Source organism: Sphingobium trunci, from assembly GCF_022664535.1.
Lineage (GTDB): Bacteria > Pseudomonadota > Alphaproteobacteria > Sphingomonadales > Sphingomonadaceae > Sphingobium.
In genome coordinates, this window is sequence record NZ_JAKUJY010000011.1 from 19,950 (window position 1) to 35,642 (window position 15,693).

Annotated in this window: 9 protein-coding genes; 5 read left to right on the forward strand and 4 right to left on the reverse strand. The window is 62.9% G+C overall.

What is annotated here, in order from left to right; all coding sequences use genetic code 11:
• On the reverse strand, positions 1-663 hold the full coding sequence (locus MJ601_RS11590; protein ID WP_242126524.1) for a GntR family transcriptional regulator: 663 nt from the start codon (positions 661-663) through the stop codon (positions 1-3).
• Between the two features lie 121 nt (positions 664-784).
• Here MJ601_RS11590 and MJ601_RS11595 point away from each other — a divergent pair, with 121 nt between their 5' ends.
• Together MJ601_RS11595 and MJ601_RS11600 are read left to right on the forward strand one after the other, a co-directional pair.
• Positions 785-1,993 carry an acyl-CoA dehydrogenase family protein gene (locus MJ601_RS11595; RefSeq protein ID WP_242126526.1) on the forward strand — a complete coding sequence of 403 codons (1,209 nt, stop codon included), beginning with the start codon at positions 785-787 and terminating at the stop codon, positions 1,991-1,993.
• Positions 1,990-3,045 (forward strand): phosphotransferase, encoded by a 1,056-nt coding sequence (locus MJ601_RS11600; protein WP_242126528.1) that lies wholly within the window; start codon positions 1,990-1,992, stop codon positions 3,043-3,045. Before MJ601_RS11595 ends, MJ601_RS11600 begins: the two co-directional genes overlap by 4 nt.
• Positions 3,046-3,053: 8 nt before the next feature.
• Here MJ601_RS11600 and MJ601_RS11605 read toward each other — a convergent pair whose 3' ends face one another.
• From MJ601_RS11605 to MJ601_RS11615, 3 genes are all read right to left on the reverse strand, one after another.
• Positions 3,054-4,655: an alpha-N-arabinofuranosidase gene (locus MJ601_RS11605; RefSeq protein ID WP_242126530.1), complete on the reverse strand. Its 1,602-nt coding sequence runs from the start codon at positions 4,653-4,655 to the stop codon at positions 3,054-3,056.
• A 26-nt stretch (positions 4,656-4,681) separates the two neighbouring features.
• Entirely contained in the window at positions 4,682-7,615 is a 2,934-nt protein-coding gene (locus MJ601_RS11610) for a glycosyl hydrolase 115 family protein (RefSeq protein ID WP_242126532.1), read from the reverse strand.
• Positions 7,616-7,717: 102 nt separating this feature from the next.
• Positions 7,718-10,804, reverse strand: a complete 3,087-nt coding sequence (locus tag MJ601_RS11615) for a TonB-dependent receptor (protein ID WP_242126534.1) — start codon at positions 10,802-10,804, stop codon at positions 7,718-7,720.
• A 173-nt stretch (positions 10,805-10,977) separates the two neighbouring features.
• Between MJ601_RS11615 and MJ601_RS11620 the strand changes: the two genes are divergently transcribed.
• The 3 genes from MJ601_RS11620 to MJ601_RS11630 all read left to right on the forward strand — a co-directional run bounded on the left by MJ601_RS11620 (position 10,978) and on the right by MJ601_RS11630 (position 15,646).
• The gene (locus MJ601_RS11620) at positions 10,978-11,736 is read left to right on the forward strand and encodes a FadR/GntR family transcriptional regulator (protein WP_242126536.1); all 759 of its coding nucleotides are present in this window, start codon (positions 10,978-10,980) and stop codon (positions 11,734-11,736) included.
• Positions 11,737-11,877: 141 nt separating this feature from the next.
• Positions 11,878-14,013 carry a glycoside hydrolase family 43 protein gene (locus MJ601_RS11625; protein WP_242126538.1) on the forward strand — a complete coding sequence of 712 codons (2,136 nt, stop codon included), beginning with the start codon at positions 11,878-11,880 and terminating at the stop codon, positions 14,011-14,013.
• 49 nt (positions 14,014-14,062) lie between these two features.
• The gene (locus MJ601_RS11630) at positions 14,063-15,646 is read left to right on the forward strand and encodes an alpha-N-arabinofuranosidase (protein WP_242126540.1); all 1,584 of its coding nucleotides are present in this window, start codon (positions 14,063-14,065) and stop codon (positions 15,644-15,646) included.
• The last annotated feature ends 47 nt before the right edge of the window (positions 15,647-15,693 follow it).

Sequence of the window (15,693 nt, forward strand, 5' to 3'; positions counted from 1 at the left end):
TCAGCCAAGCAGCGACCGGACATGGTCGACATGGCCACGCGCCGCGCGTTCGGCGGCGTCGCCGTCGCGCGCCACGATGGCGTCGTAGATCGCCCGGTAATCGGCCATGCGGACCTGTTGCAGCCGGGGCGATTGGAATTGCGAATAGATGATGTGCATCCCGATCGCCGGGAACAGCCGTTGCAATTCGCGGTTTCCGCCGATCGCCAGGATCGCGCGATAGAAATGCCTGCGCGCCCGGCTGAACTCTCCCGGTTCGGTCTGGGGACCGATCTCCGCCAGCATCGCCATGGCGGCATCCAGCGCCGCCCGGTCGCGCGCGGCGGAATAGGCGATCGCGGCCAGCCGGGCGGCCAGCCCCGTCATGGCCGCCGCGACATCCAGTATTTCATTCGTCTCGGCGAGGTCGAGCTGGCGAATCGAGGGCGACCTGAAACGGCTGGGGTCGACGACACCCCGCACCGCGAGACGCTGGATCGCCTCCCGCACCGCGTTGCGCCCGACCCCGAAGCGAAGCGCGAGTTCCGTTTCCACCAGCCGCTGGCCCGGCACCATGCGATGCGCCTCCAGATCCTGCATGATCCCGCGATAGACCCGCTCAGACGCGCCCGCCGCCCCATGTTCTTCGTCGGCATCCGCCTGCTGATGAACCACCAATGTCACTGCCCCGTTATACGGTTGATTGTTCTACAATCCTGTCCTACACTATAGCTCGGTCGCACAGCGGATGAAAGCGAATCCGGAGAAAAAGTCCGAAGCGACCAATGATCAAGGCGGATGAGGAATGACCATGGCGGGCGATGAGGGGGTCGGTAAGGACAGGGCGGCGGCGATCGCCGACAAGGTCGAGCGTTTCGTCCGCGACGTGGTAAGCGGCTATGAACGCGATCCGCGATGCGGCTCTCATGGCCCCAGCGAGGAGATGGTCGCCGAATTGCGGGCCTTGGCGCGCGAGGCGGGCGTGATGACGCCGCACATCCTGGCGGATGGATCGCATCTGAACCAGCGCGAAACGGCGATGGTGCTCAAAAAGTCGGGCCTCTCGCCGCTGGGGCCGGTCGCGGTCAACACCATGGCCCCCGACGAGGGCAATATGTATCTGCTGGGCAAGGTCGCGACCGCCGAGCAGAAGGCGCGCTTCCTGGCGCCTTTGGTGCGGGGCGAGGCGCGTTCCGCCTTCTTCATGACCGAACCGGCGGCCGACGGCGGCGCGGGCTCCGATCCTTCGATGATGCAAACCACCTGCCGGCGCGAAGGCGGCGAATGGGTCATCAACGGGCGCAAGACCTTCATCACCGGCGCGCAGGGCGCTAAAGTGGGCATCGTCATGGCGAAGTCGGACGCCACCGACGGAACCGGTGGCGCTTGCCTGTTCCTGGTCGACCTGCCGCACCCCGCGATCCGGATCGAGCGCGTGCTCGATACGATCGACAATTCCATGCCGGGCGGCCATTCGCTGGTGGCGATCGACAATCTTCGCGTGTCCGACAGCCAGCTTCTGGGGGAAGCCGGCAAGGGCTTTCAATATGCACAGGTGCGGCTCAGTCCAGCGCGCCTTTCCCACTGCATGCGCTGGTGGGGTGCGGCGTTGCGCTCACATGAAATCGCAAGTGCCTATGCCTGTTCGCGTCAGGCCTTCGGCAAGGCGCTGGTCGACCATGAAGGGGTGGGCTTCATGCTGGCCGAAAATCTCATCGACCTCAAGCAGGCCGAACTGATGATCGACTGGTGCGCCGACATATTGGATGGCGGATCGCTCGGCACGGCGGAAAGCTCCATGGCGAAGGTCGCCGTGTCGGAGGCGCTGATGCGCGTCGCCGACCGCTGCGTGCAGGTGATGGGCGGTTCGGGGGTTTCGGGCGACACGATCGTCGAGAAGGTGTTTCGCGACATACGGGCCTTTCGCATCTATGATGGTCCGACCGAGGTGCACAAATGGTCGCTCGCCAAGAAGATCAAGCGCGAACATGCGCACGGGCTGGCCGCGATATGACCGGCAGCGACGGCACGATGCCGGTCCGGGCCGGTTTCGAACTGGACGAGGCGCGGCTGGGCAATTGGTTGCAGGACCATGTCGAGGGCTTTTCCGGCCCCCTTTCCCTGCGGCAGTTTTCCGGCGGCCAGTCCAACCCGACCTATTTGCTGGTGGCCCCCGGCCGTTCCTATGTGCTGCGCCGCAAGCCGCCCGGCGTGCTGCTGAAGGGCGCGCACGCCGTCGACCGCGAGGCTCGGGTGATGGCCGCTCTGGGTTCGGCGGGCTTTCCGGTGCCGCGCATCTTTGGCCTGTGCGAAGACGATGGCGTGATCGGCAGCCCCTTCTATGTCATGGAGAAGGTCGACGGCCGGATATTCTGGAACCTCGCATTGCCGGATATCGCGGCGGCGGAGCGGCCCGCCTATTTCGATGCGATGAACGCGACGATCGCGGCGCTGCATGCGATCGACCCTGCCGATGTCGGCCTGTCCGATTATGGGCGGCCGGGCAATTATTTCGAGCGGCAGATCGCCCGCTGGTCGAAACAATATGAGGAGGATGAGGCTGCCGGGCGAAACGATGACATGGACTCGCTGATCGCATGGCTGCGGTCGCGGGAACTGCCCACCGACGAAAGTCGGATCGTCCACGGCGATTTCCGCATCGACAACATGATCTTCCACCCTACCGAGCCAAGGGTGATCGCGGTGCTCGACTGGGAATTGTCGACGCTGGGCCATCCGCTGGCCGACTTCGCCTATCATTCGATGATGTACCATATTCCGGGCGAGATCGTGGCGGGGCTGGCTGGCGAGGATCTGGCGGCGCTGAATATCCCGCCGGAGGAAGCCTATGTCGCCGACTATTGCCGCCGGACCGGCCGCCCCGCCATTCCCGACTATGGCTTCTATCTCATCTTCAACATCTTCCGCCTTGCCGCGATCTTCCACGGCATCAAGGGCCGGGTGATCCGGGGTACCGCCAGTTCGGCGGAGGCGCAGGCCCGCGCGAGCCATTTCCCCGCCCTCGCCCGGATCGGCCGGCAGCTCTGCGACAGCCAGCCGGGCTGATCGACGACCTAATCTATCCTGACGACGGCGATCGACTTGGACGGCATGTCGAAAACCAGGCGTCCGCCTTCCTGACGGCCGCTGAAGGGTTGGGGACGGACCGCTTCAGGCGCAGCCATAGTGTTGGCGGTGTCCATCGCCGGAGCCGTCAGGATCTGGCCCGACGCGCGGCCGGTGAGGTTGGTGTCCACCCGGGCGGGCTTGCCGGGATCGGTATTCACGATCGCAACATAGAGCCCGCCGTCCTTGCCGCGTGCCGCCGACATGTCGATCATCGGCATGCGGATCGCGCCGTTGACATAATCGGGCGTCGCGACGAGCGCCGGATAGGGTGTGGCATCCATGAACGGCTGGTAGAGATCGAACACATGATAGGTAGGGGTCAGGACCATCCTGTCGCCCTGGGTCAGGATCATCGCCTGGAGGACATTCACCATCTGCGCGATATTCGCCATCTTCACCCGATCGGTGTGCCGGTGGAAGATGTCCAGCGTCAGGGCGGCGACCATCGCGTCGCGCAGCGTGTTCTGCTGGAAATGATGCTCTCCCGGCCCCGCATTGCGGTCCAGCTTGTACCAGGCGCCCCATTCGTCGACGAACAGCGCCATCTTCCGTCCCGCATCATATTTGTCCATGATCGCTTCGACCTGCGACAGGAGCGGGTCCATCTTTCGCGCAAGGTCCAGTACATCGGCCCATTCCGCTTCGGAAAAGCCGGTCGCCTCGCTCTTCGGGCGCCCCATCGGCATGGCATAATAATGGAAGCTCAAAGCCTCGGTCTCGCCGGGATGCTTCATCATCGCTTCGGTAAAGGCCTCATAGTCACCGCCGCCCTGCACGCTCGCGCCACTCGCGACCCGGATCATGCCCATTGATCCGGGCGCCTTCACGAATGCGGAATAGCGAGCGTTCACGTCGGCGGCATAAGCGGGAAGCATATTGCCGCCGCAGCCCCAGGTTTCGTTGCCGATGCCGAAATATTTGATCGTCCAGGGCTTCGCCCGGCCATTCTTCCGCCGTTCCTTCGCCAGCGTGGAATCGTTGTCGGCCGTCATATATTCAAGCCATAGCTGCATGTCGCGCGGCGACATCGATCCGACATTGCCGGACACATAGGCGTCCGCGCCCAGCAGTTCCATGAAGTCCAGAAATTCATGCGTGCCGAACTGGTTGCTGTCGGTCACATCGTCCCAGTTCATCCGGGTGCGTACCGGGCGCCGGGATCGCGGCCCGATGCCGTCGCGCCAGTCATAGACCTCGCTGAAGCATCCGCCAGGCCAGCGGACGACGGGCACATGGATTTTCCGCAGAGCGTCCAGCACATCCTTGCGATAGCCCCTGACATTGGGAATGCGGCTGCCGGGGCCGACCCATATCCCCTCATAGATGCCGCGCCCCAGATGCTCGGCGAACTGGCCATAGATGTTACGGTCGATCTTCGTTCCCGGCTTGTCGAGGTTGATCACCGCCGACACCCTGGCCGCTTCCTGCGACGATGCGGGCATGGCCGGGGCAAGCAGTGCGAGCATCGCCACCGCGAACATGCCTGCCCAGCCCAGCCCCTTGCCAGGGCGATTTTTCGGGCGGCGAAGCGGCGATACCATGGTCATTGGCTTTTAACCCCTGTGATGTCTCTTCAGGCCGACGCTTCGCCGATCCTGACGGCGGGCGGGCCGAAATAGCTGGCGGGCAGCTTGTCCCGGTAGGCGATGATGGTTTCGACGACGATGGTCGGATCGACCATGGCGACGTGCAGGCTGTGGTTGCCCGGCTCCGCGATCGGCAGCCTGAACCGCATGATCCGCATGTCGGTGCGGGAATCCTGGCCGTGGGCCGCGCCGAGAAACTCCTCCGATTCCCGCTTTTCCGGGGTGAAGACGGTCACGATCTGCGGCTTTTCATCGTCGATCCAGAGCGCCAGCGACAATCGATGCGCGGGATTGACGTTCAGCGTCGGCGCGGTGACGAGGTCGAAGGTCCAATCACCCGCTTCCCCGACGAAAATCGGATAGTCGAGGCGCGGTGCCTTCGCCGGATCGGCGATGGAGGGCGCATCGACCGGGAAGATCGACATCGCCGCATCGACCCGGCCATAATCGGGGATCCTATCCCACCGCACATCGCCTGCCGGGACATTGCGTTCGAAGCCGTGGGCGGGGATGGAGAAGGCGCCTGTCAGACTGCCCCAGCGTCCCTTCGCGGCGCGAGCCTGAGCCGCCGACGCTTTCACGACATTTACCGACACGCTTATGCTGGGCGAAACCACGCCGTCGCTGACGTTGACCGTGCCGTCGCTGATCCGGATCGATCCCCTGGACCTGCCTTCGGGAACCTTGCTCCAGTCGATGTCCACCCAGTAGCGCCGATCGCCCTTGCCAGTGGAAAAGGCGGCGGTTTCGGTCAACACGATCCATGGGTCGCTGGCCGACACCCGCGCGGCGACCGGCCGCGTGCCGCGCGGAAAGACCTCGACCCAACTGCGCTGGCGGCGCAGGCTGTCGAACGGCGGAAGGATGGGCGGCTGATAATAGCCCGGCCAGGCCTGGGTCGCGCCCTCTATCGCGACGCCGAACGACGCGCCGTCCTTCAGGTCCAGTTGCGACACCGGCGGGGCGATATCCTGATTGGGCTGATACCAGTCGAAATAGCCGATATAGCTCTGGTCCATCAGGTGGTTCCATTTGCCGCCCGACAGATCATGATTATAGGTGTCGCGGATCTGGTGCGCCTGCGCGAACAGCCGCTTCACCTCGGCCGCTTCATCATTGGTGCTGGCCCGCCCCTGCTGGGCGAACCGCTTGTTGCGCGCGGCGGCGACCAGCATTTCCGTGAGGTTGCAGCAACCGCGAATGGGATGGAGCACAAGCTGATAATAAGCGGCGCGGCAGGTTTCCGGCAATGCTTCGTTGATGGCCTCGGCGCGGGTGCGCAATGCCTGCCAAAGGGCGACGATGCGTTCGGCTTCGCGGAAATTTTCCAGGCTATAGGTGTCCGGGCGAAGCTGCTCCGGTTTGCGCCAGGCATTATATTTGGCGTAGCGGGACACGAGCGACGCGATCTCCGCCGCATGGGCCGGGCCGAACTCCCGTTCCGCCCATAGCCGCGTCCATTCGGCAATCCGGTCCTTCGAAACCGCCTTCGGGTCCCATGCCATGGCAAGGAAGAATTCGATCGGCAGCTCCAGCGGCTTGAGGTCGCCGATATTGCTGATCCAGATGCGGTCGGCGCCATATTCGAGCGCCAGGTTCATCTGCTCCCAGATTTTCGGGAAGGGGTTGGTGTTGATCCACTTGTAGCTATAGGGTCCGCCGTTCATGTCCATATGATGGTAGACGCCGAAACCGCCGGTGCGCGTGGCCCGTTCCTGCGGCGTAGGCAGGCGGCGGATATAGCCGACATTGTCGTCGGAAAACATGAGCGTGACGTCTTCGGGCAATTTGAGGCCCGCGTCATAATATTTCTGCACCTCCGTGAAGAGGACCCACACTTGCGGAATATCCTCGATCCGCTTGCCGGTTTCTTCCTGCAGGATGCGGCGCTGGTCGGTGATGATGGTTTCGAGCAGTTCGACGTCGGATCGAATCCCGCCGGTTCCCTGCAAAGCCACGTCACCGTCGCCGCGCATGCCCATTGTCACCAGCAATTCCCGGTCCTTGCTGCGCCGCGCCCCTTCACGGAAGAATTGCTGCACCGCCGGGCGATTGGTGAGATAGTTCCATTCGCCATTGCCTGGCCGGCGCGAGGTCCATTCCCGGTGCGCGCGGTTCATCGGTTCATGGTGGGACGTGCCCATGACGATGCCATATTCGTCCGCCAGCGGCCCGTTCTTCGGATCATCCTCGTTAAAGGCATTGTTCCACATGGCGGGCCAGAGATAGTTGGCGCGCAGCCGCAGCAGCAGTTCGAAGACCTTCGTGTAGAAGGCCGAATTCATGCCGCCGAACTTCTCCGCCGTCCACGCCGACAGGCACGGCGCTTCATTGTTGAGGAAGATGCCGCGATATCTGACCGCCGGTTCGCCCTGAAAATACCGGCCGTAGGACAGGCGCAGCGACTGGCGCTTCACCACCGGCACGTCGGCCCACCAATACCAGGGCGACACCCCGATATTCTGCGACAGATCGTAGATGCCATAGATGGTGCCCCGCTTGTCGCTGCCCGCTATGACCAGGGCTTCCCGGACGCCGGGCATGGGGTTGCGAACGGTCTGGAGCGTGTAGCTTTCCCATTTGCCGCGGATCGGCGCGACATCTATGGCGCCGGTTTGGGCCAGGCGGTCGATGACCGGGCTTTTGCCGAGCGTGCCGATCAACACCATGCGTGGACGGTCGGGCGTGGCGGACAGCTTCGCATCGGCACCCGTCACCCGGCCGATATCCGCCGCCAGGTCCCGCGCGGCCCGCAGCACGCCGGGAAAGTCGCCATCATCGACGAAGAGGGGGATGTTTCCCCCTTTCCCCGCCAGCTCGAAACCTCCGGCCCTGGCGTCGAAACGCACCGCCGCCCGCAGCGGACTGGCGGCCAGCGCCGCGGCCAGAGACCCGGACAAAAGCGTACGACGTGACAGCATAAACAGTCCCGATTATTTGGGAAGGAGCCGAACGGACCTTGGCCGCCACCGTCCCGGATGAAGGGGAAGGCGGCGCATACCGCCCTCCCCATTTTCAAATTATCAGAAGCTTCCGCGCAAGCCGACCAGATACTGGATGCCGGGCTTATACTCGGTGAAGGTCGCCCCTTCGAACTGGAAGTAGCTGCGCAGTTTCGAATTGGTGAAGTTCTGAATGTCCAGCGTCAGTTGGGGAGCATTCTTCCAGCCGAAGATCTTTTCGAGATCGAGGCTGGAGGAGAAATCCCACTGCTGATAATCGTCGGTGTAGAGGGCGGCCGCCGGGATACCATTCTGGTTGGGGCCGCTGCTCTGCGAACCTTCGCGGAAGGTGGTGGATACCCGCAGGTTGACGCCGCCATTCTCATAATAGCCGATGACATTGTAGGTAAAGGGCGCGACGCCGAACGCCACCGCCGGACCGTCGCTGCGCTGATCGACGATGGTCGCGTTGGCGTTGAAGCCGAAGCCTCGCACGCCGAAACGGTCGGTCAGGAAATCGAGCGGCTGGACCCACTGGAATTCAAGCCCGTTGACGGTCAGCTTGTTGGGAACGTTCACCTGCGACTGGACCTGGACGGTCGCCACGCTTGGGCCGCCGCGCAGGTTGATCGCCTGCTGCTGCGTCGGATTGAGCGAGTCGTAGGTGATCCCATATTGCGCCAGATAGGAAAATGGCTGGGTCGTGATCTGGTTGGTGGTGAAGCCCGTCAGCGACTTGCGGAAGGCATTGACCGAAATCAGGCCCTCGCGTCCCGTGTAAAGCTCCACGCCGAAGTCCAGATTGTTGGAGAAATAGGGGTTAAGCGCGGGATTGCCGATCGTCGCGGTAGCCGCTGATGGATCGCCGAAGCCGACGCCGGGAAGTTGCGCAGCCGGGTCCGGCCTGGTCATGGTCTTGGAATAGGCGGCACGGACGACCGCATTGCCTCCCAGATCATAGGCCAGGGTCGCAGCCGGAAGCCATTTGTCGTAGCTGTTCGAGGTCTGGACGATGTTGACGACGCTGGGATAACGCGACCCGTCAGGCAGTGTCCCACCCCCGGCTGGCGTATTGCGCGGATCAGGCAGGGTCACGCGCCCCTCGATCGTCTGGTCGGTCCTCACATAGCGAACGCCCGCGTTGAAGCGCAGGTCATTGTCGCCGATCTGCTGCTTGCCCGACACCATCAGATAGGTGGCCCAGGACTTTTCGCGGATCAGGCCGCCACTGGCACCGGTGTTGGAGCCGCCCGACTCCGGCGCATTGTCGTGGAAATAATTATAGTTGGACGCCTGCTTGAACCGGTTCCAGTCGACGGTGACGAAGCCCGCACGGCCCGGCATCAGGAAATTGGGCAACTGTCCCACCGGGATCAGCGATCCGCCATAGGTGATGGGACCGCTCTGGCCAGCGGTGTAGCCGGTACCGTAGCCCGGATAATTGGGATAGCCGGGCGAACCCGCCGTCACAGAGGCGTCGCCGACGCAGATCGGCTGGCTGTTGGGATTGGGCAGGAAGACGTTGGGATTGCCGCCGCACACGGCGTTCTGCCACGCCTGGCTGTTGTCGAAACCGCGAATCCGGCGGCTGACATCGTCATAATTGCCGCCGAACTGGATGCCCAGATTCTCGTCGCCCCAGTTCAGCGAACCGCGAATGCCCTTGGTCTTGTTGAGGCGCCGTTCGTCCGAAATATTGACGCGGCCGCCATTCCACACGAAATTGTTGGGATCGTTCAGATCGACGCTCGACGCGATCGTCGGCGCGCCATTGGGATTATAGGTGTAATCGACGGTGACACCCGTTCCCATCGCGGTCACGGGACCGGCGGTGGGCACTTCGCGATGGAAGGTGCTGCGGGTATAATTGGCCTGGAGGGAGAGTTTGAGCTTATCCCCCAATTCCCAGTCCATGCCGGGATTGATGCTGAACAGGCGGGTGGTTTCCGTCAGCGGCCGATATTCCAGGAAGAACTGGGAATTGGCATAGGTGCCGCCGGTGACCACGCATCCGGCCGAGCAATCTTCCCGGTCATAGGTGGTGTTGGTGGGAATGACCTGGCCGTTGCGTACGATCCACGCGATATTCTCACGCGTCAGATCGTTCTTCTTGTAGCCGTACAGACCGTCGATGTAGAAATGCATCTCGTCGGTCGGGCGCCATTCGGCGCTGGCAATGGCGTTGATGCGGTCGCGGCGGCCATATTGCGCCGAAAAACGGCCCAGGCGCGGAAGGATGCCATTGTCGATCTGCTGGATGGTCGCACCCGGATTATGGGCGAGCAGCCAGGCGCGGTCGATGGTCTGGCCAGCGACCGTGCCCGCGCCCGCGCCGGCTGGGACCGTGGCGGGAATGGTCCAGTTGCCGCCGCCTGTCGCGTTGCAGCCGGAGGTCGCGCCGCACTGCGCCGCGGTCAGGGCCGGATTGGTATAACCAATTGTTTCATAACCGCGATTGTCGGTGAACAGGCGCTGGCCCGAAACCCCGACCAATATGCCCATCGTGTCGTTGGTCGTGCTGAAAATCGCGGATCCGCGCGCGCCGATTCGGTCGACGCCGCTCTGCTTGGTTCCCTGAAGATTGTAGGTGAAGCGCGTGCCCGCATGGTCGAACGGACGGGCCGAGCGCATGTCGATATTGCCGGCCGCGCCCCCTTCCAGCAGATTGGCGGTGTAGCTCTTGTTCACTGTCAGCTTGGTGAAGAGATCGGTCGGGAAGAAGCTGAGATCGACCGAGCGGTCAGTGCCCTGGGCATCCGTCGCGCCCGATGACGAGACGGCGATCGGCGCGCCGTTCAGCGTGACATTGGTGAAATTCGACCCAAGGCCGCGGATGGCGACATTGACGCCCTCGCCGTTCACGTCGCGGCTGATCGTGATACCCGGAATGCGATTGAACGACTCGGCAATGTTGGTGTCCGGGAACTTGCCGATGTCCTGCGCGAAGATGGAGTCAGTGAAGCCCACCGCATCGCGCTTGGCGTTGGTCGAATTCTGAAGCGACGCGCGATAGCCGGTGACGACGATATCGTTGACGCTCGGATCGGCCTGCGGCGGTACGGCCTGTGGCGATACTGTCTGGGCATCCTGCGCCAGGGCGGGCCAAGCGCAACCGGCGAGCAGCACAGCGCCGATAATGTGCGCCTTGCGCAGAGTGGAACGTTGCATCCTCTTTCTCCCTCCTCGATTTGTCAGAGCAGTGACTGACACTGGCCTCGCCGTCCGACTGGAATTTGTCAGTCAAATTATGATGGCTCCCCTGACATAATTGGTCAGGCCAGTCAAGTAAGACCAATCGACGGGATTGTCGTGGTACCTCTCGCAAGATAGGCTGCATCGCCATGGACGACCCCAGAACCCGCCTTTATGAAAAGGTTGCCGCCTCACTCGCAGGCCGGATCAGTTCCGGTGAATACAGGATCGGCGGACGCCTTCCCTCCGAACGCGAGCTGGCGACATCCTTCGAGGTGTCACGCCCCACGGTGCGCGAGGCGATCATCGCGCTGGAACTTGACGGCTTCGTCGAGGTGCGCAAGGGCGCGGGCGTCTATGTCGTATCCCATGTCCCGCGCAATGGCGTGCGGAGCGCCACGGATGTAGGGCCGTTCGAACATCTCGACGCGCGGCGCGCCATCGAAGGGGAAGCCTGCGCGCTGGCGGCCGCACGGATCACCGATGCCCAGATCCGCGATCTGGAGGCCATATTGCGGGTCATGCACGCCGGAACCGACTTCGATTCCGCCGAAGCTGCGGATAGGGATTTCCACCTGGGCATAGCGGAAGCCACGGGGAACAGCGTCATCATCGACGTGGTGAACCAGCTCTGGCAGGCGCGGGAGCGGTCGCCGCAATATCAGCTGCTCGCGCAAAAGGCGCACGAAGCGAAGATCGGACCGGTGATCGAGGAGCACCGCCGCATCCTGGATGCGCTCAAGCGAAAGGACGGGGAGGGCGCCCGGGCAGTGATGCGCGATCATCTGAGCCGCGTGATGGACACCATGCTGGCCGTGACCGAGGTGCATGAGATCGAACAGGCCCGCGCGCGGTTGATGAAGGAGCGTCACAAATATTCCAGCGAAAGCCGATCCGCCGCTGGATAAGTCAGACAAAAAACTTTCACAAATTCCACTTCGAATTGATTTTGTCGGAGTATATTCCCTATAGCCGGAGTCGTGACCGGTTGATGCCGTTCATCCGCGCGGCAGGGGCAAGGGAGGACAAGGGTGGGCAGCAGATGGGTTATGGCGGTTCTGGCCGGTGTCGTGCTGACCGCAGCCTTGCCTGCAAAACCGGCTCACGCCCCTGCGACCCATACCGTCGCCGCTTCCCCGGCCAGCAGGAGCTGGACGGCGGACAATGGCAACGGCACTTTCACCAATCCGATCTTCTATGACGAGTTTTCAGACCCCGACATCATCCGCGTTGGTGACGATTATTACATGACGGGCACGACCATGCACGTCATGCCGGGGCTGCCGGTGCTGCATTCGCGCGATCTGGTGAACTGGAAACTGCTGGGATATGCGTTCGACCGGATCGATATGGGACCGGAATACCGGCTGGAGGACGGCAAGGAAAGCTATGGCGCGGGAATATGGGCGCCGGCCATCCGCTATCATAACGGCACCTTCTACATCTTCTCCAACATCAACGGCTACGGGCTTCAGGTCTTCACCGCGACCCACCCGGCGGGACCATGGGCGCATCACAATCTGGGCGGCAAGATCTACGACCTGGGCGTGCTGTTCGACGATGACGGGCGCATCTTCGCGGTGCACGGCTATGACGAGGTACGCCTGATCGAAATCAAACCGGACTTGAGCGGCTATGTCGAGGGGAGCGACCGCGTCATCATCCCCAAGGGCAATGCGATGGGGGAAGGTCATCATTTCTACAAGATAGACGGCAGATATTATATCATCAGCGCCAACTTCGCGCCGGTCGGACGGATGCAGGCCGCACGGGCGGACAGCCCCTATGGCCCCTATGAAACGCGGATGATCAGCGCCCGCGAGACGATGGGCACGCAGCGCGGCTGGTGGGCACCCAGGAACGGCATCGGATCGCCGCTGCCGAGGCCTGGCGACAAGATCGAGGTCAGCCGCCCATGGGGCGACAATGATTTCGGCGCGGTGCCGCTGCACCAGGGGGGCCTGGTGAGCCTGCCCAACGGGGACTGGTGGGGATTTTCGATGATGGACGTCAAGTCCATGGGCCGAACCACCTTCCTCTCGCCTGTGACATGGGTCGATGGCTGGCCCTATTTCGGACTGAAGGGCAATCTGGGCCGCAGCCCGCGAACCTGGATCAAGCCTGCGACGGGCGTATCGCAACAGCCCGAGCCGACATGGCGGCGGGACGATGATTTTGCCGGGCCGAAGCTGCAGCCGATATGGCAATGGAACCATGTCCCGGTCGAGGGCAAATGGTCGCTAGGCGAACGGCACGGCATGTTGCGGCTGCATACGCTGGCAGCGCCCCACTTCCTGCTGGCGCGCAACAGCCTGACGCAGCGGGTGGTGGGACCGGAGTCGATCGCGACCGCCACCTTGGACGCAAGGGGATTGCAGGCAGGCGATGTCGCGGGCCTGGGCCTGCTCAACATTCCTTATTATTGGCTGGGCGTGGTGCGGGACGGTGGCGCTTATCGCCTGCGCTTCTACGACGAACTGGCCAACCGCACGGTCGAGGAGCCGCTGCCAGGGCCGGTGGTGCATCTGCGCGTCGCGGGCGACTATGACAACGAGATCGCGCGCTTCAGCTACAGCATCGATGGCCGGACCTTCATGCCCATCGGCGGGGATCTGCGCCTCGCCTATCAGCTCAAGACCTTCCAGGGTGTGCGTTACGCCCTGTTCGCCTATAATGAGCAGGGCCGCGCGGGCGGCCATGCCGATTTCGACCGCTTCACCCTCGACGAACCGCTGGCCGACCGGTCGAAGAACATCCCGGCGGGCAAGGTGGTGGTCATGCGCAACCTGGCCAATGATCTGGCGATGTGGGCCAATCCCCATGGCATGCTGCACTTTGCGGCCAGGGGTTCGAAGCAGGAACAGGGCGCGGGCATCCAGTTCCGTGTGCATGACCGGGGGCTGGGCCAGGTCGCATTGGAGGCGATGGACGGCGGCGGCTTCCTCACCGTGGTGGGCGAAGGATTGCCCGCCGACGTGCGGATCATGAAGACCGAAAGCAAGGACAGCCTGTTCCAGTGGCAGGACATGCTGCGACACCAGTTCATGCTGCTCTCGCTCCGGACCAACCGCTATGTCGGCTTGGACCCATCGACGGGGGAGCCCTATTCGGCGGACTGGCCGGGCGCACGGCCCGACCGGAAGGACGGAACCGTCTTCCGCTGGGACGAAGCGGCCGGACAATGAGGGGCATGCCACCCCATCGGGACAGGGCAGGATCACAAAGGGAAAAATCATGAAATTTCGGTCTCTATTTCTGGGCGCGTTGATGGCGGCGGCAACTCTGGGTCCGGCGGCGGCGCAGGACAGCACGATCCCCGTGACGGTGGAGACCGGCAAAAAGGGTCCTGTCATCGATCGCCACATCTTCGGCCAGTTCGCGGAACATCTGGGAACCGGCATCTATGGCGGTGTCTGGGTCGGAAAGGATTCCCCCATCCCCAACGTCCGGGGCATCCGCAGCGACGTGGTTGCTGCGCTCAAGGCCATCAAGGTGCCCAATGTGCGCTGGCCGGGCGGCTGTTTCGCCGACGAATATCATTGGCGGGACGGCATCGGCGATCCGAAGAAGCGGCGCGTCACGGTCAACGCGAACTGGGGCGGGTCGATCGAGGACAATGCCTTCGGCACCCATGAATTTTTCGACTTCGCCAATCAGATCGGCGCCGAGGCCTATGTATCGGTGAATGTGGGTTCAGGCACCTATCAGGAGGCGGCGGACTGGGTCGCCTATATGACCGCCGACACCCGCAACACGGCCGGGCAGGAGCGAGCCGCCAATGGCCAGAAGGAACCGTGGAAGATCGGTTTTCTGGGGATCGGCAATGAAAGCTGGGGCTGTGGCGGGTCCATGCGGCCTGAAACCTATGTCGATGAACTGAAGCGCTTTGGCCGTTTCACCCGCAACTATAATCCCGCGCAGCAGGGTGACGGCAATCCGCAGGCGATGCGCCGGATCGCCGTCGGCCCGGACGACAAGGACACGCGCTACACCGAAGCAGTGATGAAGGCGTGGAAGGAACGCGACTGGACCTGGAGCATCGAAGGCCTCTCGATGCACAGCTATACGGTGATCAAATTCCCCGCCACCTATGACAGCGTGAATTTCGGTGAGAAGGAATATGCCGAGATCACGAAGGCGACGCTGCGCATGGACGATCTGATCGCCATGCACTCAGCGATCATGGACAAATATGATCCCGACAGGAAAGTGCCGCTCATCATCGACGAATGGGGCACCTGGTATGCCAAGCTGCCGGGCAGCCCGGAGGGCTTCCTGCAACAGCAGAATTCCCTGCGCGATGCCATCGTCGCGGCGCTCAACTTCAACATCTTCGCCCGCCATGCGGATCGGGTGCGCGGTGCCAATATCGCGCAGATGGTCAACGTCCTGCAGGCGATGATCCTGACCGACAAGGAGAAGATGGTCCTCACCCCCACTTATTATGTCCATAAAATGTACCTGCCGTTCCAGGATGCGACCTTCGTGCCCCTGTCCTACGATGCGGGCCAATATCAGTTTGGCGACATCCGCATGCCGCGGGTGGATGCCGTCGCGGCACGCGACACGACGGGCAAATTATGGATCTCGCTGGTCAATCTCGACCCGAACCGCGCCGCCGCGATGGAGCTGAAACTGCCCGGCGTCCGCGTCAGAAATGCCGCCGGGCAAATGCTCACCGCCGCGAAGGTCAACAGCGTCAACTCGTTCGACAAACCGGACACGGTCGTGCCGCGCCCCTTCCGCGGGAATGTCGTCAACGGCACGGTGAAGGTCGATCTGCCGGCGAAGTCGGTCGTGATGCTCGCCATAGACTAGGGGCAGCCCCCAACGGGTGGAGCTTCAGCCGCGACAGCCGTTGCGCG

Coding starts and splice junctions, on each gene's coding strand:
- MJ601_RS11605 (WP_242126530.1), bottom strand. CDS start 4,655: ATGACCATGGTATCGCCGCTTCGCCGCCCGAAAAATCGCCCTGGCAAG.
- MJ601_RS11630 (WP_242126540.1), top strand. CDS start 14,063: ATGAAATTTCGGTCTCTATTTCTGGGCGCGTTGATGGCGGCGGCAACT.
- MJ601_RS11620 (WP_242126536.1), top strand. CDS start 10,978: ATGGACGACCCCAGAACCCGCCTTTATGAAAAGGTTGCCGCCTCACTC.
- MJ601_RS11610 (WP_242126532.1), bottom strand. CDS start 7,615: ATGCTGTCACGTCGTACGCTTTTGTCCGGGTCTCTGGCCGCGGCGCTG.
- MJ601_RS11595 (WP_242126526.1), top strand. CDS start 785: ATGACCATGGCGGGCGATGAGGGGGTCGGTAAGGACAGGGCGGCGGCG.
- MJ601_RS11615 (WP_242126534.1), bottom strand. CDS start 10,804: ATGCAACGTTCCACTCTGCGCAAGGCGCACATTATCGGCGCTGTGCTG.
- MJ601_RS11600 (WP_242126528.1), top strand. CDS start 1,990: ATGACCGGCAGCGACGGCACGATGCCGGTCCGGGCCGGTTTCGAACTG.
- MJ601_RS11625 (WP_242126538.1), top strand. CDS start 11,878: ATGGCGGTTCTGGCCGGTGTCGTGCTGACCGCAGCCTTGCCTGCAAAA.